The 24,993-nt window shown below is 63.7% G+C and carries 22 protein-coding genes; 8 read left to right on the top strand and 14 right to left on the bottom strand.

What is annotated here, in order from left to right; genetic code table 11:
* Positions 1 to 26: 26 nt before the first annotated feature.
* Positions 27 to 734 carry a TVP38/TMEM64 family protein gene (locus I6E60_RS01765; protein WP_197122479.1) on the bottom strand — a complete coding sequence of 236 codons (708 nt, stop codon included), beginning with the start codon at positions 732 to 734 and terminating at the stop codon, positions 27 to 29.
* A 124-nt stretch (positions 735 to 858) separates the two neighbouring features.
* Here I6E60_RS01765 and mgrA point away from each other — a divergent pair, with 124 nt between their 5' ends.
* Positions 859 to 1,887: an L-glyceraldehyde 3-phosphate reductase gene (gene mgrA / locus I6E60_RS01760; RefSeq protein WP_197178568.1), complete on the top strand. Its 1,029-nt coding sequence runs from the start codon at positions 859 to 861 to the stop codon at positions 1,885 to 1,887.
* A gap of 44 nt (positions 1,888 to 1,931) precedes the next feature.
* Complete coding sequence (locus tag I6E60_RS01755) at positions 1,932 to 2,699, top strand: DNA alkylation repair protein (protein ID WP_197178566.1); 768 nt, start codon at positions 1,932 to 1,934, stop codon at positions 2,697 to 2,699.
* Positions 2,700 to 2,751: 52 nt separating this feature from the next.
* On the opposite strand, the gene I6E60_RS01750 is transcribed toward I6E60_RS01755, so the two are convergent.
* Genes I6E60_RS01750 through I6E60_RS01740 form a run of 3 tightly spaced genes read right to left on the bottom strand, consistent with a single transcriptional unit; the run spans position 2,752 to position 5,019 of the window.
* Positions 2,752 to 4,038 carry an MFS transporter gene (locus I6E60_RS01750; RefSeq protein ID WP_197178564.1) on the bottom strand — a complete coding sequence of 429 codons (1,287 nt, stop codon included), beginning with the start codon at positions 4,036 to 4,038 and terminating at the stop codon, positions 2,752 to 2,754.
* Positions 4,039 to 4,046: 8 nt separating this feature from the next.
* The gene (locus I6E60_RS01745; RefSeq protein WP_197178562.1) at positions 4,047 to 4,238 is read right to left on the bottom strand and encodes a hypothetical protein; all 192 of its coding nucleotides are present in this window, start codon (positions 4,236 to 4,238) and stop codon (positions 4,047 to 4,049) included.
* Between the two features lie 43 nt (positions 4,239 to 4,281).
* Positions 4,282 to 5,019: an IclR family transcriptional regulator gene (locus I6E60_RS01740; RefSeq protein WP_197178560.1), complete on the bottom strand. Its 738-nt coding sequence runs from the start codon at positions 5,017 to 5,019 to the stop codon at positions 4,282 to 4,284.
* 89 nt (positions 5,020 to 5,108) lie between these two features.
* Here I6E60_RS01740 and I6E60_RS01735 point away from each other — a divergent pair, with 89 nt between their 5' ends.
* Entirely contained in the window at positions 5,109 to 6,029 is a 921-nt protein-coding gene (locus I6E60_RS01735; protein WP_197178559.1) for a sugar kinase, read from the top strand.
* A 42-nt stretch (positions 6,030 to 6,071) separates the two neighbouring features.
* Positions 6,072 to 6,689, top strand: a complete 618-nt coding sequence (locus I6E60_RS01730; RefSeq protein ID WP_197178558.1) for a bifunctional 4-hydroxy-2-oxoglutarate aldolase/2-dehydro-3-deoxy-phosphogluconate aldolase — start codon at positions 6,072 to 6,074, stop codon at positions 6,687 to 6,689.
* Between the two features lie 14 nt (positions 6,690 to 6,703).
* Here the strand turns inward: I6E60_RS01730 and I6E60_RS01725 are convergent, their stop codons facing one another.
* The 7 genes from I6E60_RS01725 to I6E60_RS01695 form a co-directional block, all read right to left on the bottom strand.
* Positions 6,704 to 7,141, bottom strand: a complete 438-nt coding sequence (locus I6E60_RS01725) for an OsmC family protein (RefSeq protein ID WP_197122470.1) — start codon at positions 7,139 to 7,141, stop codon at positions 6,704 to 6,706.
* A gap of 54 nt (positions 7,142 to 7,195) precedes the next feature.
* Positions 7,196 to 7,960 (bottom strand): SGNH/GDSL hydrolase family protein, encoded by a 765-nt coding sequence (locus I6E60_RS01720; protein ID WP_197122468.1) that lies wholly within the window; start codon positions 7,958 to 7,960, stop codon positions 7,196 to 7,198.
* 6 nt (positions 7,961 to 7,966) lie between these two features.
* Entirely contained in the window at positions 7,967 to 8,155 is a 189-nt protein-coding gene (locus I6E60_RS01715; protein WP_197178557.1) for a hypothetical protein, read from the bottom strand.
* Positions 8,156 to 8,222: 67 nt separating this feature from the next.
* Positions 8,223 to 8,867, bottom strand: a complete 645-nt coding sequence (locus I6E60_RS01710; protein ID WP_197122466.1) for a peroxiredoxin-like family protein — start codon at positions 8,865 to 8,867, stop codon at positions 8,223 to 8,225.
* A 110-nt stretch (positions 8,868 to 8,977) separates the two neighbouring features.
* A complete protein-coding gene (locus tag I6E60_RS01705; RefSeq protein WP_197122464.1) occupies positions 8,978 to 9,421 on the bottom strand; it encodes an adenylyltransferase/cytidyltransferase family protein in 444 nt (147 codons plus the stop codon).
* A gap of 13 nt (positions 9,422 to 9,434) precedes the next feature.
* Positions 9,435 to 10,697 (bottom strand): O-antigen ligase, encoded by a 1,263-nt coding sequence (locus I6E60_RS01700; protein ID WP_197122462.1) that lies wholly within the window; start codon positions 10,695 to 10,697, stop codon positions 9,435 to 9,437.
* On the bottom strand, positions 10,697 to 12,286 hold the full coding sequence (locus tag I6E60_RS01695) for a Wzz/FepE/Etk N-terminal domain-containing protein (protein ID WP_197178556.1): 1,590 nt from the start codon (positions 12,284 to 12,286) through the stop codon (positions 10,697 to 10,699). The genes I6E60_RS01700 and I6E60_RS01695 overlap by 1 nt, the downstream gene beginning before the upstream one ends.
* 169 nt (positions 12,287 to 12,455) lie before the next feature.
* Here I6E60_RS01695 and I6E60_RS14620 point away from each other — a divergent pair, with 169 nt between their 5' ends.
* Positions 12,456 to 14,207, top strand: a complete 1,752-nt coding sequence (locus tag I6E60_RS14620; protein WP_197178555.1) for a right-handed parallel beta-helix repeat-containing protein — start codon at positions 12,456 to 12,458, stop codon at positions 14,205 to 14,207.
* On the opposite strand, the gene I6E60_RS01685 is transcribed toward I6E60_RS14620, so the two are convergent.
* The 3 genes from I6E60_RS01685 to I6E60_RS01675 all read right to left on the bottom strand — a co-directional run bounded on the left by I6E60_RS01685 (position 14,204) and on the right by I6E60_RS01675 (position 21,566).
* Entirely contained in the window at positions 14,204 to 15,409 is a 1,206-nt protein-coding gene (locus I6E60_RS01685; protein ID WP_197178553.1) for a hypothetical protein, read from the bottom strand. The two genes, I6E60_RS14620 and I6E60_RS01685, sit on opposite strands and share 4 nt — an antisense overlap.
* A gap of 11 nt (positions 15,410 to 15,420) precedes the next feature.
* Entirely contained in the window at positions 15,421 to 20,751 is a 5,331-nt protein-coding gene (locus I6E60_RS01680) for a PKD domain-containing protein (protein ID WP_197178551.1), read from the bottom strand.
* 137 nt (positions 20,752 to 20,888) lie between these two features.
* Positions 20,889 to 21,566: a hypothetical protein gene (locus I6E60_RS01675; RefSeq protein WP_197122452.1), complete on the bottom strand. Its 678-nt coding sequence runs from the start codon at positions 21,564 to 21,566 to the stop codon at positions 20,889 to 20,891.
* 170 nt (positions 21,567 to 21,736) lie between these two features.
* On the opposite strand from I6E60_RS01675, the gene I6E60_RS01670 reads away from it, so the two are divergent.
* Genes I6E60_RS01670 through I6E60_RS01660 form a run of 3 tightly spaced genes read left to right on the top strand, consistent with a single transcriptional unit; the run spans position 21,737 to position 24,950 of the window.
* Positions 21,737 to 22,927, top strand: a complete 1,191-nt coding sequence (locus tag I6E60_RS01670; protein WP_197178549.1) for a DUF1972 domain-containing protein — start codon at positions 21,737 to 21,739, stop codon at positions 22,925 to 22,927.
* Positions 22,924 to 24,027 (top strand): Gfo/Idh/MocA family protein, encoded by a 1,104-nt coding sequence (locus I6E60_RS01665; RefSeq protein ID WP_197178547.1) that lies wholly within the window; start codon positions 22,924 to 22,926, stop codon positions 24,025 to 24,027. The genes I6E60_RS01670 and I6E60_RS01665 overlap by 4 nt, the downstream gene beginning before the upstream one ends.
* Complete coding sequence (locus tag I6E60_RS01660) at positions 24,024 to 24,950, top strand: hypothetical protein (protein ID WP_231601094.1); 927 nt, start codon at positions 24,024 to 24,026, stop codon at positions 24,948 to 24,950. The genes I6E60_RS01665 and I6E60_RS01660 overlap by 4 nt, the downstream gene beginning before the upstream one ends.
* Positions 24,951 to 24,993 lie beyond the last annotated feature (43 nt).

Raw genomic sequence — 24,993 nt, 5'->3', positions numbered from 1 at the left:
TGGCAGCACAGCTCACCCGCCGAGCGTTAGGCCTTATCGGGCACGATCTGCTCGTCGACTGCTGACGTGATGGGCTCGAGCTGCGACGTGGGATCGTCCTTGCGGAGGCGCTTGACCACAAGTACACCAGCGACCGCGAGGACCCCGATGGCTCCGAGCGCGAAGTAAAAACCGTCATTGAGCTCTGCACCGTAAGCGCCCACCGCGACATACGCGAGCGTCCCCGGGATGATGCCGATGACAGTACCGAGGGCGTAATCCCGCACGCGCACGGCGGTCAGCCCTGCGGCGTAGTTGATGAGGGTAAACGGGAGCACGGGGATGAGGCGTAGGGCAATCACCGACAGCAGGCCCCGGCGCTGAAACATGTCATCGACAACGCGCACTCGCCCGCCCGTGAAGTGCTCGACGGCATCCCGCCCCAAGTATCGTCCGAGCCAGAACGAAAGCGCAGCGCCGATCAGGGCGCCGATCAGCACGATGAGACTGCCGATCCAGAGCCCCCAGGCAACCCCACCCGCGATACTGAGCACACTTTTCGGTATCGGAGTGAGCGTGAGAAGCGCGTACCCAGCCACAAAGATGGCGATCCCCGGGCTTCCTGCGCTCTTCGTCCATTCGTGAATCTCATCCGTAGAGGGGATCTGCACGGTCAACGCGACGATCACGATCGCCACGAGGATTGCGACAAGAACGCCAGCGCGCCACAAAGTTGAGGCGCGGGGCTTTGTCATGAGCCCAATGCTACGGCTCCCCTGGACCCGAGGTGTGTGATCGGGCTTACTCAGCAGCACACTGGTCCCGATGAGGAACTCCCGTTCCCTGCTTTCGTGAGGAAATTTATGGCAGCATTAGCGAATGGTCTATGTCGCTGATGATGCCCGTTACGAACCGATGCCCTACCGCCGTGTGGGGCGTAGTGGCCTAAAACTGCCCGCCGTCTCGCTGGGACTCTGGCAAAACTTTGGGGATGACAAGCCTCTCGCCAACCAGCGCGCGATTCTGCGCCGCGCGTTCGATCTCGGTGTCACCCACTTCGACCTCGCCAACAACTACGGCCCTCCCGCCGGTTCTGCCGAATCGAACTTCGGCCAGATTCTGCGCGAAGATTTCCGCCCCTACCGCGACGAGATGATCATCTCGAGCAAGGCCGGCTACGACATGTGGCCGGGGCCGTATGGCGTGATGGGATCGCGCAAGTACTTGCTCGCGAGCCTCGACCAGTCCCTGAACCGACTCGGTCTCGACTACGTCGACATCTTCTACTCGCACCGCGCCGACCCCGACACTCCCCTCGAGGAGACGATGGGCGCGCTTCACACCGCCGTCACTTCGGGCCGCGCACTCTACGCCGGCATCTCGAGCTACTCCCCCGAACTCACGCGGGAAGCCGTGCGCATCATGAACGACCTCGGAACGCCCCTGGTCATCCACCAGCCCTCCTATTCGATGTTCAACCGCTGGGTTGAAGACGGCCTCCTCGACACGGTTGAGGAACTCGGCCTCGGTGTTATTGCCTTCTCGCCGCTCGCTCAGGGACTGCTCACCGATCGCTATCTCGGCGAGGTTCCCGCCGACTCGCGGGCAGCCAAGGGCGGCTCGCTCAAGTCGGGAATGCTCAACGACGAAACGCTCGGCCGAGTGAAGGCACTCAACGACATCGCCTCCGGCCGCGGCCAGTCGCTCGCGCAGCTCGCGATCTCGTGGGCGTTGCGCAACGACCGCGTCACCTCCGCGCTGATCGGTGCTTCGAGTGTTTCGCAGCTGGAGCAGAACCTTGCCGCAGTGCAGAACCTCTCGTTCGAGCCAGCCGAACTGGCAGCGATCGACGAGCACGCCAAGGATGCCGGCATCAACCTGTGGGCGGCGTCGAGCGCGGTTTCCTAACCCGCCATCGCCCGCCAGCTGCAGTCGCTGTGGGAGGTTAGAGCGTGAGCTCTCCCACGGCGCAGCAGCACTACGACGAGGTACTCGGTGCGCTTTCCGCGCACGCTGCAGAGACCGGCATCTCGCCCGAACGCGGCGAACTCGTGCGGGCCGATCGTCGCTCCGAGTTCGAGTACTTCGGTCTGCGCACGACCGACCGGCGCCGCCGAGGCGCGGCTGGCTTCTCATTCACCGACCAGGATGCGGCATCCGTTCTCGTGGCCTGGGATGAGATCTGGAATCTTGCCGCCAACGGCGATGTGATGTTTGCGGCGCTCGATTTCTATCGCCGGCGCATGGGCGCGCGTTCGTGGACCACGACTGACAGCGCCGCGTTCTGGGGCACCGCCGTCGGCTGGATCGATCGCATCGACAACTGGGCTCACGCCGATGACCTTGCCCGGCTGTACTCGTTCGCGCTGGCTGACCAGCCGGAGCGTGTGTATCCCGTCCTCGACGAGTGGAGCCGCTCCGACAGTGAGTGGCACCGGCGCATCGCGATGGTGAGTCTCATCCATTACAGCGGCAAGAACGCCGTCTTCCTGCCGATCGACCCCTGCCTTCGCCTACTCGCCAACTGCGTGGACGACCGGCGCAAAACCGTGTCGAGCGCGCTCGGGTGGGTGCTGCGCGAACTGCTGGCCATGCATCCGGATGCCGTACTTGCGTTTCTGAAGACGCACGCGTCGAGCATGCCGCCGCCCGCCATTCGTCGCGCTACGGAGCGCTTGCCCCAGCCCGAGCGCGACCACGTGCGCGCTTCGCTCGCTTAGTTCGGGCTTGCCTCGGGGCTTGCACCGGTCCTGTTGCGCTCAAACGGGGAGCCTACGGCCTCGATTCACGCAATCTTCGCCGCGAACCGACCGCCATCGCCGCGCCACCGACGCACAGCACCGCCGCACCTACGGCGATAGCCACGGCGTACGCCTGTGGGTCCAAGGTCACTCCCGCTGCGGAAGCGCGCAGCGAGGCCCACGCGAGAAGCTGCGAGGTGATGACCGTCGCTAGCGTTGAGGAGAGGCCAAGAATGGGCACGCTCACTGCCGTGATGCGCCCCATGAATCCCGGCGGGGTGGCTGCCTGCAGAATCGGCCCTTGGGCCACCACGTAGATCGCAAATATGACTCCCAAAAGCAGCATCAGCGCCGACGCCGGCCAGAAGTTACGGGTCAGGGCGTAACCGAAATAGGACAGCCCGAGCAAGACGATCGCGGCAGGAAAGAGCCGCTCACTTCCGACCCTACTCAGAAGCGGCGTGGCGAGAACGGCGCCAATAAGACCGCCGACCGAGAAGGCCGCAGCAACAATTCCATACTGCGCGGCGCTGAGGTGAAGCGTTTCGAGGGCGAAGAGAGCCAACACGGCGTTGTTGATTCCCAACGAGACGCCGTAAAGGCCAACACCAATGATCACCAGCCGCACCGAATGCACTCGCCATGCTGTGGCGAGGCCACGCCGAAAGCGAGACCAGAACGACGTGATTTCGGGATCTGAGATCGGTATTGCCGCGAGCTTTCTCGTTTGGGTAATGACGAGCGCGGACACCAGGAAGCTCAGCATGGTTATTGTGAGCGCCGGAATAGCACCGTAGAGCGCGAACAGTGTGGGGCCGAGCGCAGCCGCGATTGCCGCAACGCCCAAACCCGCGAACATGCTCTTGCTCGACGCATCCACGCGCCGCGAAGCAGGGATGACCACCTGCATGAGGGCAGCGCGTGCGGGATTGAAAAACTGCGAGAGCACCGATATGCCCACAAGCAGTCCGAGCAGTGAACCGATCATCAGTTCTTTGCCCGGCGTGATCGCTGCGACCACAATGACCGGAGCGACGAGGGCGGCACGCATTACATCAGCCCCGATCATGGTGCGCTTGGCCTGCCACCGGTCTACCCACACCCCCGCGAATGGCGCCACCAGCAAACGCGGTGCGGATGCCGCAATCACCACAGCTGCGATGTAAGTCGGGAGTAGCGGGTCACCATTCGCGAGGTCAAGCACAAGCCACACCGTGACGGTGGCACCGAGGACAAACTCACCGAACGATGAAGTGGCTTGAGCTACCCACAGCAGCGCGAAGTTTCTACTGACGAGAAACCGCGGTGTGCCTGTCATCGATCGAACTAACTGTCGTGGCGCTTCTCGGTGATCTCAGGCTGCTCTGCTGCAGGCGCGACCGGCTTCGCGGCGCGCTTCGATGTTTCGTCGAAGACCTGAGGGTCGCCATTGCCACCACCGTTTGCTTGCACAACGCTCTGCGCGATACTCGCTGCCGTCGCGCCGAGGCGATAGAGGAGGACGGTGATCTTGGCCATGCTGCAACCCTAAGCGAATATGCGAGGAAAATTCCGGTCGCACTCAGGCGCCACCGAGCTCCGCCGAGATCTCACGCGCGACGCTCTGCAGCAGCGGCAGATGCGCTCTGAGGGCATTCAGGTCGGCCGCCATCCGAATTGCGGTGTTCGAGAGTGCGCCGACGACACCGGCTGGCCCATAGATGGGTACGGCGACGCAGTTCACGAAGTCTTCGAACTCGCCGTCGTCTACTGCCCAGCCGCGGGCGGCGACGCGCTCGAGTTCAGCGTCGAGCTCGGGGCGCGTCGTGAGGGTCTTGGCCGTGAACGGTTCCCAGACCGCATCCCGCAGCACCGCATCCCGATCGCTCGCCGACAGTTCAGCGAGAATCGCCTTGCCGACGCCACTGCAGTACGGCCGTGCCGGGCTGCCGATGCGCGAATACATGCGCACGCCGCTGGTGTCTTCGACCTTGTCGACGTAGACAATGCTGTGGTCCACAAGGGCAGCGAGGTGGAGGGTGTTGCCGACCGTGCGATGCAATTTCACAAGGCGATCGTGGGCGATCTCGCGCAAATCGAGACTGTCGGATGCCTGGTGGGCGAGCGCGATGAGGTGCAGGCCGAGCACGTACTCGCCATTCTTTCGCTTGCGCAGATAGCCGACCTCTTCGAGCGACTGCACCTCGCGGAACATCGTGGAGCGGTGCACTCCGAACTCCTCGGCGAGCTCACTAACGCTGGCCGGGCGAAGGGCTATTGAATCGACAATGCGTGCTGCACGACGAACGCTCTGCGACATCCGGGCTCCCTCTCCTTGCTGCGCAAACGAAATCCTGACCCGCTCGCGTATGTTGCACTATATGCAACAGTGTTGCACAGACTGCGCATATGGTCGATAGTGGAGCTGTGGAACACACCATGCAGACGACGACGCAACCAGAGATCATCTCCATCGGCGAGACGATGGTGCTCATCACGCCCACCGTTGCCGAGCCTCTCGAAACAGCCGAGCTGTTCCGCCTCGAGACCGGTGGCGCCGAATCCAACTTGGCCGTGCACCTCTCCGCTCTCGGTCACCATGCGGCGTGGGTAAGCCACCTGGGAGCGGATGCTTTCGGTCGTCGCGTCGAACGCCAACTCCGCGAGCGCGGAGTCGACACGAGCCTCGTGAAGTTCAGCGACGACGCCCCCACGGGTTTCTACTTCAAAGATCCCGGCAATGGCGTGATCTACTACCGCGCGGGTTCTGCCGCGTCGGCGATGACACCCAATGACCTCACTGATGTCCCCTTCGAGCAGGCAGCCCTCACCCACATCTCGGGTATCACCCCGTCGTTGTCGCCGACCTGTAATGCCCTCATCGAGTCGGTAATCGACCGCGCGAAGCATAGCGCCACGACCCTCAGCTTCGACGTGAACTACCGCGCCGCGCTCTGGCCAGTCTCCGAAGCCGGCCCCACCCTTCTTGCTCTCGCCCAGCAGTGCGACATCGTGCTCGTCGGCCTCGATGAAGCCGAAGTGCTGTGGGGAACCACGACGCCGGATGCCGTGCGGGCCCTGCTGCCCGACCCCCGCATCCTCGTCATCAAAGACGGCGATGTCGGCGCCACTGAATTCAGCGGCGACGACCGCGTCTTCGTTCCCGCCCACAAGGTCGACGTCGTTGAAGCTGTCGGCGCCGGCGACGCTTTCGCGGCCGGTTACCTCTCCGGCTACCTTGCCGGCAGCACCGCCGAACAGCGCCTCAGCCTCGGCCACGATCGCGCAGCCCTCGTACTGCAATCCACAACCGACCTCCCCACGCTCTAGTTACTCACCGCAACTCTCGATCGCTCCTGAAAGGCACTTTCCATGACTCAGATCTCTAACGCCTCGCTCGACCAGCTCTTCGACGGTCAGCCCCTCATGGCGATCCTGCGCGGCTTCGGCGTCGAGCGCAGTGTTGCTCTGGCACGCACCGCGTGGGAGCTTGGCATCGACTCCGTAGAGGTGCCCATCCAGAGCGATGAAGACGTTGAAGCGTTGCGCGCCGTCGTCGCCGCGGGCAAGGAACTCGGCAAGGCCGTTGGCGCCGGAACCGTCGTCACCCTCGAACACGTTCGCCAAGCCGCGGATGCCGGAGCGGCGTTCACCGTCAGCCCCGGCTTCGACCTTGAGGTCGTTCGCGCCTCGTTCGAAGCGGGCATGCCGCCGCTGCCGGGCGTCGCCTCCGCCACCGAGGTTCAGACCGCACAAGCCGCTGGCCTCACCTGGGTGAAGGCTTTTCCGGCGTCCCTCTTGGGCACGAACTGGTTCGGTGTCATGCGCGGCCCGTTCCCCGGAATGAACTTCGTCGCGACCGGCGGAATGGATGCCAGTAACGCGGGCGACTACCTCGCAGCGGGCGCGAAGGTCGTTGCGGTCGGTTCGGCACTCGCCGACGAAACCCAGTTGCCCCGCCTGGCGAAACTGCTGGCCGCTCGCAACTAGCTCGCCGCGCGCGCCTAGCTCTCGGCGGAGGGCTTGACCACAACGATGGTGCCGTGCACGTCGGCAACTGCCGCGAGCGTGTTGTACACGGTGCCGTAGTGGCTGAGGTTGCGGTGCAACATTTCGACCCGTCGTTCGTCTTCGTTCGTGACAAGGCGGATTTCGTATTCGAACTCGACGAATTTCGGCGGCGCATCTTGGCGTCGAGCGCGAACATCAATTTCAGCGCTCTCGTAGCTGAACGGGATGAGCGCACCGGATCGCTCGAGGTTCTTGAGCATGCATGCGGCCAACGCTGACGCGAGTAGATCTGCTGGCCCCGGCAGCGCAGAAGACTCTGCGGAACCCCACAGCGCATCGATCGGAATCGTCTGATTCCCGGCCTGAATCGACGCCTCCTGCCCGGCGACACTTCGCCCGTGTACTTCGTACGTCGTCGGTGCCGTTGTCATGAGAGCTCCTTCATCGTTGTGCGGCGCCAGCCTCGCCAACGCCGCCGGAAAAACCTAGCGCCCCTCGACTTCCACGGGCTGCAGGGTTGCACTCTTCGGTTCGCGGTTGTCACCCGAGGAACGCCCCGTGAGACGGCGGCCGATCCACGGGAGCACGTATTCACGCCAGTAGGCTGCGGTGCGGGGGCGGGCATCATCCGCTGGCCCCTCATCGGCGGCGAAGTCGGGCACCGGAATCTCGAGTGCCGACAACACGTTGCTCGCCACCCGCGCATGCCCGCGCGCGTTGAGGTGCAGCTTGTCAACGGACCAGTACTGCAGTTTCGTAAGCTCCTGGTCGGCCCAGTTGTTGACGAACGTCACGTTGTCCTTCGACGCCCGCGCCATCACTTCTCGCGCAAGGTTGTCGCCGCGCGTGGCCATTACCGAACCAAACGGCAAGTGCTTGCTCGGGTTGCCGCCGCTGAGCAGGAGAACGTGGATGCCGCTGGCGGTCGCCGTGTCGACGGCGGCCAGCAGCTGGTCGGTGATCGACTCCAGCGAAACTTTGGGGCGCATGATGTCGTTTCCGCCGCCGTTGAGGCTCATCAGCTGAGGCCGGAGGGCAACCGCTGCCTGCAGCTGCTCCCCCGCGATGGGCGCCAGAAGGCGGCCTCGAATCGCGAGGTTGGCGTAGGTGACCGGCTCGGGCGAGGCGAGCGCGAGCCCGAGAGCAACCTGATCTGCCCAACCGCGCACCCGACCATCCGGCAGTTCATCTCCGACGCCCTCGGTGAAACTGTCACCAATGGCGACGTAGCTAGCGAACTGGTGAGACATACTGCGTTACCTTCCGAAGGGGGAATCGGGGCGGCGCCAGATCACGACGAGCGCAGTGGCGATCGGCCCGAAAATAAGGGCGAGAAGAAACCACACCCAGCGCCGACGATGCTTCATTTCCGCAAGGCCGGCGGTGACAATAGCGAGGGCAATCCACGCCCAACTGCCATCGAAAAGTGTCTGAGTTTCAATCATCCCGCCAGCCTACGCCTGAGCCGGAGGGCGGCGGCCGCGCGCCAGAGGTCGGCGCGTGGCCAACGACCTAAAGGGACTTGATGGCCGCAACCACATCGGAGGGCTCGGCACGCAACTTGTAGTCGGCCTGCACGAACGCGAACGTGATGGTGCCGTCCTGCTTGATCACGTAGGTGGCGGGGAGCGGCAGCTGCCACCCGGTCGCACCGTTGGACTTCACGAGGTCGTAGCCGGACTTCTCGTAGAAGGCCTTGGTGCGGTCATCCACGGGGTGAAGGAGTCCGAAGCCGTTGATCGCTTCAAGCTCGCCGTCGGAGAGCACCGGAAACTCGAGGTTGTGCTTCTCTTCGAGAGAGAGGGATTCGTCGGGAGTTTGGGGCGAGATAGCTACCAGGGTTGCTCCGGCGGCACGGAACTCGGGCAGAGTCTCCTGCAGCGCCTTGAGCTCGAGGTTGCAGTAGGGGCACCAGGAGCCGCGGTAGAACGCGATTGCGACCGGGCCCTTTTCGAGCAGTTCGCTCAGGCGTACCGTGTTGCCTTCGGCATCCGGCAGCGCAAAGTCGGGAGCGGTATCGCCGACCTTGAGCGCGTTGTTGACGATGCCAGCCTTTTCGACTTCGGTCACCGAGTTCGTGAGAGTCGCGCTGTCTTCGGCAGATTTTGTTGCCGCACTGTTGTCGGCACGTTCTTTAAGCTGCTGGGTGAGATTCATGGCGCTCCAAAAAATTGGGGAAAAAGTCGTTGCAGGGGTGAACCGCCCGCAACGCCACGCTATTCCGGGTGTCTGAATAGTTGCCGCGTGAATCGGGGGCGCTTGCTCCACTACGCCCGAGCGCGAGCCGACATCTCTTCAATCAACTCCAGCGCCCGCCGCAGGCCGGTGCTCGACGTATTGGCGGTGTACGGGAAGTACACAACCTCTACCCCGACGGCAGCGAACTCTCGCTCCAACTTCAGCCCCTTTTCGGTGCCGCGCCAGTCGTCGCCCTTGAAGAACAGAGTGAACTGCAAACGACGCCACATCTCCAACTTGTCTGGCACCGTTTCGGCGACCGCCTCATCCACATAACAGATGCTGCGCACGATTTCTAAGCGCTCCTCAAGGGGAACTGTGGGGCGCATTTTCTTGGTCTGCTCCAGCATTTCGTCGGAGACAACACCGGCGATCAGGTAGTCGCACTGTTCTTTGGCGCGTTTGAGAATGTTGAGGTGGCCAACGTGAAAGAGATCGTAGGCTCCTGCGGCGTATCCAATTCTTTGAGACATATGCTCACCGGGTTCAGGTCGGGGAAGGCGTGAGTTCTGTGGTGGGGGTAGGCAGCGGTGCCACGGCGAGCGCGAACCGCACGGAGCGGTCGTGTTCGAAGGGGTAGCGGTGCCCTCGCTCGAGGAGGAGCGACGTGAGGAAGAAGAGTGTGAAGATCACACTCGACTCGATGAGGCCGTTCTCGAGCGCACTGCGCACGAGAAGCAGAACGAGCAGGGGAAGCGTGAGGGTGCGAAGTTCGCGATTCTTGAGACTGTCCCTCAGCGTGAATAGCACCCAGATGCCGACTGCGATCAGGCCGAGGATGCCAGCCTGCGACAGGATGGAGATCCAACTGCTGTCGAGCACTTGAACATCCCACCAGCGCTGATCGACCTCAATGGTCTTAGCGGCGAGGCCGACGCCGATCCACTTGTGCCAGGTGTCCATCGGGATGCTGAAGACGGCTTGCCACGCAATCGTGCGGGAACTGAGAGTGGCGAGTTCACTGACATCCTGCCCGCGAATAGCGACCTCAGACACCACATTCGTGAACGCCACCATCGCATAGGAGACAGGCACGAGCAGAATGAGCGCGATGCCCGTGGAGTGCGGAACCGGCCACGCCAGCACGACGGCCAGCACCATCGCGATGACGACGACGATCAGGGTGGTGCGAGATCCGGTGGCCAGCAGAATCGCTGCGAATGTCACGAGCAGCACCGACTTGCGCGGCGTGAGACCGCGCCGCGCGATATCGATCGCAATCGCAAGCAGAGGCGGCGCGGCAAGCCCGGCGAGCTCGTTGGGCTTCATGGCGGGGATGCCACTCGGCAGTCGGCCGTCGCTCAGAAACTCGGGTAGCCCGCTCGCCGCACCGATAAGAGTCAGGATGCCCATCGCAATGAACAGGGACGTCAACACCTCAAGCGGCGCAGCACTGCTCGCCAGCACGTACACGGTTGCGGCGAGCAGCACGATGCGCACCGCGAGCACGAGCGACGGCATCGCGCTATCTGTTGCCAGTGCGCCAACGCACGAGAGCCCCACAACGATGAAGAGCAGGATGACCGATCGCACGCCGACTCGCGCGTGCACACGAGCACGCGAATGAATCGCTACTGCGCACAGAAAAGCTGTAAAGGCGACAAGGGCCTTTGCGATGACCACGACGTCAAAGCCGCCATCAAAAAGGGCATCGGGTCGCCACGAGACGACACTCAGAACAACGAGGAGCCACGTTCCGATCAAGGAACGTGAGACGGTACTGCGCTCCCGCTGTTCTGTCGCGATCATTAGTCCACGACCACGCGTTCATTCTCGCTTGAGCGCTCGGCGGCAGCGGCAGTTTCTGTGCGTCCTGAGGGCGGGGCAGGCTTAGGCGGTGACGGCTTCGGTACGGGCGTCGGCGAAGGTGAGGATTCGGATGCCATGTTCTTCTTCCTGTCCGGACCAACCTTGGTGTCCGTTGAAGGGTCCGCGGTGGCAGTAGCGGTCGCTGTGGGCGCCGCGGGCTTGCTGGCCTTGCGCCGCAAATGCACGTGCGCTTTCGCGGCGCCGCCTGCGAAGTCATCCGGAGTCCACGTCGCCATCAGTTCGAGGTGGCGAGCATTCGGCACATCCGTCAGCACGACACCGAGCGGGCGAACACCGGCAATACGAAGCTGGCTGACCGTCTGCGCAAGTTCAGCCTCGGAGGTGTGGTTGTAGCGAACCACGATCATGGCCACCTCCACGAACGGGGCGATGAGGGGAATGCTCAGCGGGCGACTCTCGGCTGTCGCTTGCGTGATCACAACATCCGCTCGCGAAATGAGCCGCGTGAGCACCGATCGCAGGGTCTTGTCGGCGGCAACTTCGGTCGTTTCGGCGACCCCGGCGGAGACGAATAGTGCCTCCGAACCATCGAGCGTGCGCGTGACTTCAGGCAGAGTCGTCGACTCATTGAGCAGTTCAGCGAGTCCTGCGGTGCCGGCGAAGTGGCCAAGGGCGGTGTCATCGCCCCCAGAAACTTCCGCTTCGACAAAGAGCGCTTGCCTGCCGGTTGCAGAAACTGCACCGACAACGCCCAACGAGACCGAAGCGTGATTGGCTGTGGCTCCGGCCGGCGCGAGCAACAGGATGCGCGGCACCGTGCCACCGTTGGCCTGGGTGATGCGGGCGAGAGCTTCTGTGTACGCAGCCTCTACTGTCGACTCGGGGTCAGCACCGTTGCCTCGCGAGCGACGATGCCCTCGCGGAACGGCCGCCAGCACGGGCAATCCTGTGACGCGGCGCACATCACTGGGTTGACGCATCCGACGGTCGAAGCGCGCCAAAAGCAGGGCAAGTACAGCGCCGGCGGCGAGCCCCGCAACCAGGCCGAGACCCAGAATGACCGTCTTCTGCGGAGCGCTCGGTGCCGCTGGCGGCAGCGCCGGGATGAGTCGCTCAAGCGAGACCGAGAACGTGCCGAAATTTTCGACGCGGGAAACAAGGCGCGACAGACTGTCAGCAACCGCGTTGGCAATGCGGGCGGCATCCTGAGCGCTACTGGCCTGAGCAGCGATGTTGATGTTGACGGTGCTGTTGGGGTTGGTTGCCGAGACCTGACTGCGCAACTCTTGCACCGTGAGGTCGAGGCCGAGGTCTGAAATGACCGGCTCAAGAACCTCGGAGCTGCGCACGAGGTCGGTGTATGAGTTGACCCGAGCAAGGGAGAATTGCGATCGCTCCGCGAGCGTGGCGTTGACGTCTTTCACCGACAAGAAGAGAGTGGCGGTCGACGTGTAGGTCGGCGCGATGCTGAACGCAATAAGCGCAGCGGAACCCACTCCGACCACGACAGCAATAAGGATCGCACGCCATCGCTGCCGGAAAATTTCGAGATAGCTCAAACTTTCCACGCGTTGAACCCCAATCGGGATGGGTAACAATCAGCACGACAGTGTGCTGAACAAGCGTTGCAGGTTTCCTTACCCTAGTAGCTTCCGGGCGATTCTGGGAGAATAGATACCGGATCGATTCCGCAGCGCACCCCCGATTGCTGCGGTTTTCACGCCATAAGGAGCGCTAGTGAGCGTTGCGACAGGCACGACGAATCGGCGTTTTCGACGCCGACAGGTCTTCGCTGCGGTCGCAATCGTGCTCGCTCTCGCCATCGCTGCGAGTGCTCTAGTGGTCTCATCTCTCGGCGGCAGCGCCAACAGCACCGCTCGAACGAACGTTCCTGTTGTCGAGGGCGTCGGCGCCCCCGACGATGTTGCGGCGAGGGCTGCGGATGCCGGAGCAGCCGAACTCGGAACCACCAGCTACGACATCCAGGCTGGCGCTCTCTTCGTCTCGCCCTCGGGCGACAACGACGCGGACGGCAGCCTCGAGTCACCGCTCCGCACGATCAAGACGGCGCTGGCGCGGGTTACCGCGGGCGGCATGATCGTGTTGCGCGCCGGCGAGTACCACGAGGCGTTCACGATTGCCGAAGGTGTGCCGCTGACGGTGCAGTCGTATCCGGGTGAGGTCGTCTGGCTTGATGGCAGCGAGATTGTGGAGGGCTGGCAGCCTGACGTCACGCAGTCCGGTGGCGAACTCTGGTCAGTGGCCTGGGGCACCGTCTTCGACTCGAGCCCCACCTACGAGCGGGGCGCTCCCGACAACACTGAGCAGTACTGGAACTTCGTGACTGCCGAGCATCCGCTCGCCGCGCATCCGGATCAATTGTGGCTGGATGACGCCCCGCTCACGCAGGTCGGCTCGCGCGACGAGGTGACGGCGTCGAGCTTCTTCCACGACGAGAGCACGGGCGTGCTGTACATCGGCGAGAACCCCAGCGGCCACACCGTGAGGGCGAGCACGCTGCAGCGGGCCCTGAGCATCCGAGCAGAAGGGTCAACGATTCGCGGGATTGGCGTGCGTCGCTTTGCACCGTCGGTGCCCGATTTTGGCGCGGTCACGGTTGAGCGCCCCGACGTGACAATCGAGAACGTGGTGATCACCGAGTCGGCCACGACGGGGCTGTTCATCACGGCGGCCAACACGACGATCCGCCAGGTGACGGTTACCGAGAGCGGGATGATCGGGGTGGCAGCCAACTACGCCGACAATCTGCTGGTCGATGGGTTGAAGGCATCCGGCAACAACACCGAGTGGTTCAACCGTGCACCCGTCGCTGGCGGGTTCAAACTCACGCGCTCGCGCACGGTTGAGATTCGCAACTCCGACTTCTCCGACAACAACGCGACGGCGCTCTGGTTCGATCAGTCCTGCCGCGACCTGACCATCACGGGCAACACCTTCGTGGGCAATGCCGGGCATGGTCTCTTTCTCGAGATCTCGGCCCGCGCACTGGTGGCCGACAATTACCTCGCCGACAACCGCATCTTTGGCATGAAGATCAACGACACGAGCAGCGTCGAGATTCGCGACAACATCGTGGTGGGCAGCCGCAACGCCATCGCCGTGCTGCAAGACGAACGGCTCAAGAGCGACGACAACGAGGCCGGCCACGACGAGCGGTATCGGGATGACCCCGAGATGACGTGGGTCGGCACCGACGTGAGCATCGTCGGCAACACTCTCGTCGGCAGCAGTGAAGCTCTCATCTGGATCGAGGACTACTCCCGCACCCGCAGCGCCCGCGACTTCGGCATCACCGTCGACAACAACCTCTACGTGCGCGCGACTGAACTCGAACCGCGCACGCTCATCGCGTGGCCGACCAACGCGATCGGGGTCACGCCGTTCAGCTCGCTCGCTGACTTCGCGCGCGGCACCGGGCAGGAGCAGACCGGGCTCGAGCACCTCGACGGCAGCGTCATCGAGCGCTAGCCCGCCCGCACGAGCGGCACCAGGATCAGCCACCGAATACCGAGACCGCCCAAAATGGATGCCGCAGCCAACGCCGCCGGAACCCACTGCACGTCTCCCCCGGCCAGCAACACCGCGCTCACGAATCCGATGGCGAGAACGGTATCGGCCGCCCGAATTCCAAATACGGCCGCCTGCTTTCCGCCGACCGCCGCGAGCGCACCATACGGAGTCACGGCGGCAATAGACGCGGTGTAGGCGATCCACCCGATCACGGCGAGCAGGTCGGGCGCGGTGCCAAAGAGCAGTGCGCCTCCCCACGGCAGCAGCGCGACGAGCAGAGCGCCGACGACCACGGTGAGGCTGACCAGAGTACTGACGGCACGATCCGCTCGCCGTAGTTTCTCGGCCAGGGGCTTGCTGTTGTCACGCGCGAAGGAGACAAAGAGATACGAGCTGAGGCCGCTGACCGCGAGGGTGGCCGGGGCGACGAACACGCGGCCCGCCTCGAGCAGTCCGGTCGCGGCGAGGCTGGCGAGCACGGTGACGAGGGTGCGCACGACGGTGAGCAGGGCGGGGCGGAGGAACTGTTGGCCCGCCCGCCAGCTGCCGTAGCGAAAGACGGTGCCAACGCCCCCACGCACGAAGCCTACGACGAAGCGTTCTTCCCGCGGCAGCAGCACTGCGCCGAGCCCGAGAGCGGCGAGCTGGCCTGCCGCAACCGCCCCGAGAAACGCGAAGAGGCTGAGGGCTCCGGCGAGCGCACTCAACCCGATCACGGCGAGCGCGACCGCGAACGACGCGAAGTCGATCATCATGACGCGCCAGAACCCGAAGCCGGCCATGAGCAGTCGACGCATGAGTTCTTCGAGCGCGAAGAGGGCGACGCCGGCTCCGAACATGACGGCGGTGGCGACATCCATGAGACCGGATGCTCCCGCGATCGCTGCGGAAAGAACCGCGGTCACCGCAGCAATTCCGAGAGCGAACTGCTGCAGCGCCGAGCGCACGGCCGGAGCACGCCGCTCCAGTACGACGAGCGAGTCGCCGACCATCCCACTCGCAAGCCCGGCGACGAGCACCATCACGCCGTACGCGATGGCGAAGGCGCCCAGCCCGTCGAAGCCGAGAGTGCGCGCGACAAGCACCTGAATCGTGAAGCTCGAGAGAGCCTGCATTCCCTGAGAGCCGATTGCTCCCAGGGCCGACCGTCTGCCTGCCACGCTCAGGCTGCCTACTGCACGGGCCGCGCGCTGAAGTTATCGAACCTCACGGTCACGGGGGCGTTGGGTGCCGAACCCGAGAGGTAACTCTCAAATCCGACCGAACCTGCCGCCTGCAGCGCTGCCGTGGAATCGGTAGTCACGAGCTGCCAGGCGGCCGGCTCGGTGTCTCCCTCCTTCCACAACTTGGCCGAAATCGTGGTCGGGCTCGTGCCCTCCACACTGGTCTTCAGGATGAAGGTGTCTCCGGCCGCGTAGGTCATCCCCGGCACATTCATGTTGGCCAGCACCACCGTGGAGCCCGCCATGATTTGCAGCCCGACGACGCCGCCCGTTTGCAGGCGCAGCCGCGCTTGATAGAACGCCGACCCGACCTGACGACCGATCACGCCGACGACAATGTGCCCAGACTCGGCGACCTTGTCGACCGTGATCTCCACCTGCGCTTCGACCGAGGTTTCGCTCACGCCCTCGAGCAACGCGCGGCGAGTGGTGCCGGTGCTCGTGTGCACGAAGGCGCCAGCACCGTTACCTACGGTGTAGGTCGAGTTCGTGCTCGACGACCACGCACCTCCCGTATCCGCGCTGCCCCAACCGGCGGCAACCGTGCGCTCGAAGGTGTCCTCCGCGAACGCGGCACCGGGCGGTGCCGTCACGACCACATCGTGACTGACCGTGCCCGTCGCGGCCTCGTCATCCGTCACCGTGAGCACCACGGTGTAGGTGCCCGAGCTCGCGTAGGTGTGCGAAGGCGTGGCGCCGGTGTCGCTCTGGCCATCCCCGAAGTCCCAGGCGTAGCTCGCGATGCTGCCATCGGCATCCGTCGATCCTGTCGCATCGAACGCCACGGCGAGCGCGGTCGCCGACGAGGTGAACGCGGCGGTGGGAGCCTGATTCGCCGGAGTCGAGCTCACCGTTATCGGGTGAGTTACCGCATCTGTTGCACCCTGGTTGTCCGTCACTGTCACCGTGACTTGATAGGTGCCCGCCGCCGCGTACGTGTGATCGGGGCTCGTTGCCGTGCTCGACTGACCATCTCCGAAGTCCCAGGATCGAGAGGCGATGCTGCCATCGGGGTCGCTAGATGCACTCGAGTCGAAGCTCGCCGTCAATAGGTTCACCGAGCTAGTGAACGATACCGTGGGCAACAAGTTCGTCGGCGTCACGGGCTCGTCGGCATGGCCTGCAGTCGCTAGGAACGAGTCGTAGCTCACGTGCACGGGAGCATTCGTGGCTGAGCCAGACAGGTAGCTGTACTGACCGACCGCACCCGCGGTCTGCAGGTTCGCTACCGACGACGTTGCCGTGAGGGTCCAGTCGCTGGGCTCAGGAGTTCCCTGCTTCCAGACCTTGCCGCGAATTGTCGTGGGCGAAGTTCCGAAGGTTTGCGCTTTCACGAGCAGCACGTCGCCGGGGCTGAAAGTGAGGCCCACAACATCCGTGTACGCAATGTTGGTCGAACTGCCACTCAGCAGCTGGAAGGCGAGGGTGCCGTTGGAGAAGTAGCGCACGCGGGCTTGGTAGAACCCGTTGCCGACTTCGCGCATCGTGATGCCGGTGTAGGCACCGCCGCCCGTGATCGCCTTGTCAATCGAGATGCTGGCGCTCACCGTCACGTCGTCCGTGGAGACGCTCGGCAACCACGCGTGCCGGGTGGTACCCGACGAACTGTGGTTCACGACACCGACATCCGATTCGACCGAGAAGTTGCCGTTGCTGTTCGTCGACCAGTCACCGCCGACGAGAGCTGTGCCCCAGCCAGAGGTTTCGGAGCGAGCGAACTCGTCGCGGGCCAGCACGGTGACGACGGGCGGATCGAGGGCCGTCACGACGTGGCTGATCGTTCCCGTCGCACCCTGGTTATCGGTCACCGTGAGAGTCACGGTGTAGTCGCCGGCCGCAGCGTAGAGGTGCGAGGTACTCTCTCCGCTGTCGGATGCTCCATCACCAAAGTCCCACGCAAACGAGCCAATCGTGCCGTCGCTATCGGCCGAACCGCTCGCGTCGAAGCTCACCACGTTGTCGGTGGTTTCGCTCGTGAAGGCTGCAGTCGGCGCCACATTCGGAGCCAACACCGTCACTGTGGCGGAGGCGGTTGCCGAGGCTCCCTTGTTGTCGGTCACCGTGAGGGTGACGTCGTAGGTTCCCGCGGCGGCATAGGTGTGGTCGACCACGGCATCCGTGCTCGATTCACTGTCACCGAAGTCCCATTCGTAGGCGTCGATCGTGCCGTCGGGGTCGCTCGATCCGGTCGCGTCGAAGCTCGCGACAAGGTCGCTCTCCGCGTGCGTGAACTCCGCAAGCGGTGCTTCATTCGCTGTTCCGATCAAGAAGTGTGAGCTGACTTCGCTCGGGGTCAACACCGTTTGGTACACCGCGAACTCATCGAGATCCCCGTTGAAGTAGTTCGACGATGCCACTCCGACCGTGTTACCGCGGCCCAGGCGCCAGTAGCCCGAGAACGTTTGGGTCGGTGTTGCCGCACTGGATGCCACGACCGCGCCATCCACGAACAGTTGCAGCCCTGCTGATCCCTGGGTCGCTACCGCCTGATGCCACTGGCCGTCGTTGTACGAGGCGGTGCTCGAAACGGTGCTGTTGCCCGTTCCGAACACGAGCGTTCCGTCGTTGCGCATCATCACGTGGTCGCCATAGTTGCTGGCGGTGCCGGTGGCGGAGGATCCGAACTCCACGAGTTTTCCGCCCGTAGCGCTCGTAGTTCTGAACCACACTTCGCTCGAATACGTCGAGGGGTTGGGCAGCGAGGTCGTCGTTGCCGCGAGCGCCTGTGTGAACTGGGTTGCCGAGTCACTCGTGCCCCCAAGAGCACCGGGCACGTTGCGGGTGTAGGTTCCGCTGAGGGCTCCATCGATCCCCTGCAGTCCTGCATCATTCACGACGGCACCGGAGGCTTCACCGAGTCGCCAATACAGCTGCGGGCTCGCGTTGTAGACCGCAGCACCGTAGGCGTCGGTCGGTGCGGGCGGTCCGGAGAGCGACCGGCCCGAGAGCTCGAAGTGGTTCTGAATTTGGGCCGCGGTGAGGGGGTTCGGGTACACGGCCACTTCATCGATGGCACCGTTGAAGTAGTCAGAGCCACTCCAACTGCGGTCTCCACCGATGCGCCAGTAGCCCCAGTAGTTCTGGCCCCACACCACGTCGGGATCTACACCAACACGCACTCCGTCGACGAACATTTCCATTCCATCGGCGCCCATACTGGCGACGACCTGATGCCACTCGTTGTCGTTGTACGACTTCGCACTTTGCACGACGCGAGTGCTGCCGGTGTAGACACCGAAGTTCAGGCGGCCCGAACTGTCCATGTACACATGGCGGTCGTAGTTGCTCGAGTTGCCGGTTTGGCGGTTACCGAAGCCGACGATCTTGCCGCCGGAGTTGGTGCCGGTCTTGAACCAGGCTTCGACCGAGAAGGTGTTGTCGCGCCAGATTTGGGTGTTCGATCCGGCATAGCTGTTCGAGCTTCCCGTGAAGGTTGCAGCGGTGTTGCTGTCGCCGATGATTGCTCCGGATGTTCCGAAGCCCACATTATTGGTCGCCGTCGCGTTGTCGCGAGCGACGCTATCCACCACGGTGTTTCCACTCTCGCCGAGGCGCCAGTAGTGGGAGGGCTGATCCTCCATCACAGCCGTCGCGTAATCGCTCAACTGGCCAGTGGCCCCCGCAGTGAACGACACGGTCGAACCCCAGCCGTTGTTGCCGTACGGGTCGATCGCGCGCAAACGATAGGTGTACGTCTGGCCCGGCGTGAGGCCGGTATCCACGTACGTCATGGTCGGCCGGTCGTAGAATCGCGACGCCTGCTCGGTCACGTAAATCGGCGAACCACTCTTGCCATCGCGGATGAGGTGGTACGTGAGGTTCTCGTTGTCACGGTCCCAGTCGGCGGTCCAGCTCAGCGCGATTGTGCCGGGAGCGGGAGAACTCATCGAGGGAACGAGGTCGGCACCGGTTAGTCGTGGTCCGTCGAGGTTGGGCGCGATCTCGGGCACGGCGAACCGCAGAAGCCCCTGCTGGTTTTGGCCGTTGACGCGAGTGAACTCTCCGCCGAAGACGGTGTACTCACCGTTCGTCGCGACATCCCACGGTCCCTGGTATTGGCCGGTGAAGGTTCCGAGGTTGATCTCGGGGAAGAAGTTCAGGAGCGAGGGGCTCGAGTTGCCCGACCAGTCGTGGTAGCCGTACGGGTCGCGCGAGATGCTGCCCGTGGCGTCTTTCGAGAACGCGATTCCGCGGTTGAACGACCAGGGGTTTGTCTGCGGGAAGGCATCGATATTGCCGCAGTAATGCGAGTGGCCAGCGGCATAGATGGCTCCGTTGGGCGAGGGTGCAACCGAGTAGGTATCACCGTGGCAGTCGTTGACCCAGACAAGTTCGCCATCCGACCAGTTCGACCGAAAGACGCCCTCAAGGTTGCCGCCAGAGCCATAGACATAACCGGAACCGTAGAAGCTGTCGCCGTCAGACGCGAGCGAGAAAATGGCGGCGTTGAGGCCAGCGTTACGCACCTGATTGTTGGTGGCGAAGGGCGTGATGAGTGCTCCGACCGTGGAATCGACCATGGCAAGGCCGTAGCCGGGATCGCTCGATCCGTTCACGGTCGTGAAGTCTCCGCCAATCACGACTTTGGATTCGTCTGGGGAGACAACGATGCCGAAGGCACGACCGCCGGCGAGCTCGGGAGCCCAGGAGGTCACGCTGCCGTTCGTCGCGAGAGCTGCCGCGCCGCCGAGGCGAGTGTTGCCACTGACCGAGGTGAATGGTCCCGAAAAGAAGACCTGAGTGTTCGTGGCTACGACCGCATAAACGCGATAGTTCGCGCCAGCGTCGAAGCCGCCGTAGATTTCCCCCGTGGCGGTACTGAACGCAACGATGCGACTTTTCGAGACGCCGTTCACCGATGTGAAGTCGCCGACCGCATAGAGCCGGCTTCCGTCGGGAGATGCGGCCAGTGCACGAACTTGCCCGTTAAACGTCGGAGCCCACGGCAGCAGGGCGCCAGTCGTGAGATTGTACGCGAGCACGTACGAGCGACTCTGCTCGTTGGTGCCCGCGGGCGAACCATAGGGGCGGGCTGAGCTGAAATCGCCAGACGCGTAGACGGTGTTGCCCACGATGACCTGGTCCCAGACCACACCATTGATCTGGGGCGTGGGTAAGGGATCAGTGGACACAGTGGTGGGCACAGGCGGGGCAGCCGCAGTGTCGGCAACAGCTGCGGTGGGCAGCGTTACGGTGAGCAAAGTCGCAATTAATGTCATCGCCGCTGCGGCGGAAACAAGCCTCAGCGGGTTCGGTGGCATCCGGCGGGTTAAGCGCATGATGTGCCTTCTCGGGGGTTTGTGGCTATTCAGGTTCCACTTGGTGGGTCACCATACTCCCCCTCCGCCCCTTTTGGGTGCCCCCCAAAAGGGGGTCACGTTTCGGGGGTCGCCCGCCGAGGTGGGTAGACCGATCGTTACAGCAGGTCCGCAATATCCCCTTGGAAAACAACCGGTTGCACGTCGACGGAGTAGTCAACCAGAAGCGTGACATTGCCGCGCTGATCAGCAGGAACAGTGAAAATATACACACCGTCAATCGCCGAATTCGCCGCGAGGGATGCCGGCAGCGGTGCCCCTCCGGGCTCGCGAAGTTCGGGCGCCGGCGTGCGATCGGCGCCAAAGTAACAACTGATGACCGTGGTGCGCAACGAGACCACTGACGCGGTCGAGTTCGTCATCGTGACCGTGACGCGCAACGACGGACCGGCGACTTCACCGGGGCCGCGAGCGGTGCCATCGACCTCCTCAACCTTCGTGACTTTTGCCACGAGGCCGGCGGTGACATCCGCAGGCTCCTCGATCGGAACGGGTGTGACATCGGGCACGGCTGGCCCGTCGACCGGTGCCGCTGTCGCTGTCGCCGTCGCTGCTGGCGACTCGGTTGACGCCCCAGCGCTCGGCGTCGCCGCGGGCGCAGCGCCGGGAGTCGCGGTCGGCGCAAACTGCCCAAACAGCACCACCCCGAGCACGACAAGGAGCGCAATCACGATGCCGGCCGCAATCACGCGACGGGGGCGAGTGCCTAGCCACGACGGCGTGGCCGCCACAGCTTCAGGCTCTAACTCGGTTCCTGGGTGCTTCGACATAGTCATGGCAGCTCCGTGCCTCGGGAGTGGTCGGTACTGGACGGTACACCCGCGCCTTTCAACACCGTACCCCCCGTTCTGGGGCCACAGAGAGAAACGTGAGCGGCGTACACTTCCAAGCCAGACAGTGGGGAGTCTGGTCGAAGTTCTTGAGTCCGTCAACGGAGGAGGGAAAGTTGAACGGCCCACGCCCCCCTGCCGAGCGCGAACCGATCGTTCGCCTCCTCGGAACTCACGGCATTCCTGCCGCCTACGGTGGCTTTGAAACTGCCGCCGAGAACGTCGCCATTTTTCTGCGTGACCACGGCTGGCGCCCTGTTGTTTACTGCCAAGTTCCGGGCACCGGCGCCATCACGACAGACCTGTGGCACGGCATCGAACGGGTGCTGATTCCGGAACAACGCGAAGGATGGTTGGGCACCGCACGCTTCGACCTCACCTCAATCCGGCATGCGATTCGACACCGGGATATCTGCCTCACGTTTGGGTACAACACGGCCGTGTTCAACATCCTGCAGCGTCTCAAGCGCATCCCGAATGTCATCAACATGGATGGCATCGAGTGGTCTCGTTCGCGCTGGGGCAAAGGTCGGCAGGCAATTCTGTGGATAAACGAACGGATCGCCTGTTGGGTGGGCAATCGACTCATTGCCGATCATCCGGTGATCGAAACCTACTTGGCCACGCGCGCCCGTCGCTCGAAAATCGTGACGATCACCTATGGAGCCCATGCCGTAACGGCGGCAGATACCCTCCCCGTGACGAGTCGCGGCCTCACGCCCGGACGCTATCTCACGCTCATCTGTCGGCCCATCCCCGAGAACACGATTCTCGAACTTGTCACCGCGTTTTCCCGAGAACGCCGCGATCACCAGTTGGCGATCTTCGGCACCTACGACGACAGCGATCCCTATGCGCGGGCGGTGCGCGAAGCCGCCAGCGACGAGGTGCTGTTCGTCGGCCCGATTTACGAACCCGATGAGGTGTCGTCTTTGAGATTCCATTCCCTGGGCTACCTGCACGGCCACACGGTGGGCGGCACCAACCCCTCGCTCGTCGAAGCGATGGCCGCCGGCAATGCGGTGATCGCTCACGACAATCCCTACAACCGTTGGGTTGCCGGTGACGGTGCACTCTATTTTTCGGGCGTGGATGACGCAGCCGCCCACATCACGATGCTGCTCTCGGCGCCCGATCGCCGGGCTTCGCTCGCGGCCGCCAGCCGCGCCAGGCACGCCACCGAATTCACGTGGGAACGCGTCGCGGGGCAGTACGCGGAGCTCCTCGCCGAGCACCTTCCCGCTGGCACGGCTCCCGTCTCGGCTCCGCGCTCGACCCCGTCGCCGCGACCCGGAGCGAACGCATGATCCGCGTGGGCGTGGTCGGGCTCGGCAAAATGGGGCTCTCACACTTGTCGATGATTCGGGCGCATCCGGACGTCTCGGTGGAGGCGGTTGTCGATTCGGCTGGCTACATCTTGGGGGTGCTGTCGAAGTACACGGGCCTGAAGACCTTCACCGATTTCGAGAAGATGCTCGACAGCGTTGAACTCGATGCGGTGCTCATCGCGACCCCGACCCGGTTTCATGCGGCGATGGTGCGCACGGCTCTCGACCGCGGGCTTCACGTATTTTGCGAGAAGCCCCTCACGCTCACCGCCGCGGAGTCCGCCGAGCTTGCGGGAGTGGCAGCCGTCCGTGGCCTCGTCACGCAGGTCGGCTATCACAACCGCTTCGTCGGCACCTTCCGCGAGGCCAAACGGCTGTTGGAGACGGGCGCGATCGGCCGGGTCACTCACCTGCAGGCCGAATCGTATGGCCCGGTCGTGCTCAAGGCGAAGGGCACGACGTGGCGCAGCAAGCGCACCGAGGGCGGCGGTTGTCTCTATGACTATGCCGCGCATCCGCTCGACCTCGCGACGTGGTTTGTTGGCAACGCGACCGGCGTCGGCGGCACGATTCTGGGCAGCGTCTTTTCGGAGAGTACCGAAGACGAGGTCTACAGCACGATCTATTTCGCCGACGGTGTGAGCGGGCAGCTCTCGGTGAACTGGTCGGATGAGTCGTACCGCAAGATGACCACCCGGGTGAGCATCTTCGGCACGCAGGGCAAGATCATTGCCGACCGCCAAGAGATTCAGGTCTACCTGCGCAGCACCGCCCCCGAACTCGAGGGCTACGAACCCGGCTGGACGATCAGGTCGACCACCGAGCTCACCGATGAGGTGTGGTTCTACCTCCGCGGAGAGGAGTACAGCGCCCAACTCGATCACTTCGTGCAGCGCATCGGTGACCCCTCGCTGCCCGCCACCAACGACTTCGCGAGTGCTGCCATCACCGACCGCATCATCGAACTGCTGACAGCGGATGCCGCTGCCGGGCCCGCCACGACCACCCTCGTCGGAGAGACCACGGCTTCGACCTCGCCCAAAGCCCGCCGCGGAAGCCTTCTAGGGAGACGCTCATGAGCACCACCGCACCGCGCACCGCCGACTCCGGCGGCCCGCTCACCACTCCCGGTTCGTCGAAACTCGACCCGGTGCTGTTTGGCGATAACCAGTTCTTTGGCATCAACCACCGCTCCGAGGAGAAAGCGCGCGAGCAGGCCATGCGCTTTCAGGATCTGGATGCGATCATGGCGGTCATCGACGATGCCTACGCCAGCGGCATCCGCACCCTCATGTGCACGACGCACGATCGCATCGCCGACGTGGTGGAGCGAGTGCGGGCTGAGCCGGAACGCTACGACGGGTTCTCGTTCTTCCCCTGCATGCCCTACGCGCACAAGTATGCCGACGCCGTGACCGAGAGCGGCATTCTGGGCGCTCTCAATCGCTTCATGCCCGATGAAGGCATGCTCAACGCGATGATGCGCGGCGGTCGTTCGCTCGCCAAGAAAGACATCGAGGGCATCATCACCCTGCTGGTGGATGCCGAAATGGCTGGCTTCGCTGGCGTGCGCACCCCGGTGGTCTGGTTGCAGAACGTCGTAGTCGATCTGCTGCTGGGGCTCGGCTTTACCGATGCCTTTGCGATCTTCGCGAACCACGTGCGCACGCGCTACGGCGCCGAGCCCGGCTTCATCACGATGAACCTGCCGATGCTACTCGATCACCTCGATCAGGCCGGCATCGAGAATCCTCTCGTGTGTTCCAACATCAACAAGATCGGCTTCCGGATGTCGGGCGGCGTCGAGGCGTATCAGGATGCGTTGGCCAAGCGGCCGTTCCGTGCTGTCGCGATGTCGGTGTTTGCGTCGGGAGCGATCCCGCCGCGAGAGGCACTGGAGTGGATCTCTGCGCAGCCCGGAATCGAATCAATCGTGTTTGGGGCATCCAGTCGTTCTCACATCGAGAGCACCGTTGCGCTCGTGCGCGAGTTCGAAAACTAGCTCGCGTCGGCAACGATTCGTGCGGCGAGCGTGGGAGCCTAAC

Origin of the sequence: Salinibacterium sp. SWN167 (assembly GCF_015864665.1) — a bacterium.
In the GTDB taxonomy this organism is placed as follows: Bacteria; Actinomycetota; Actinomycetes; order Actinomycetales; family Microbacteriaceae; genus Rhodoglobus.
This window is presented reverse-complemented; position numbering and strand designations above follow the sequence as displayed.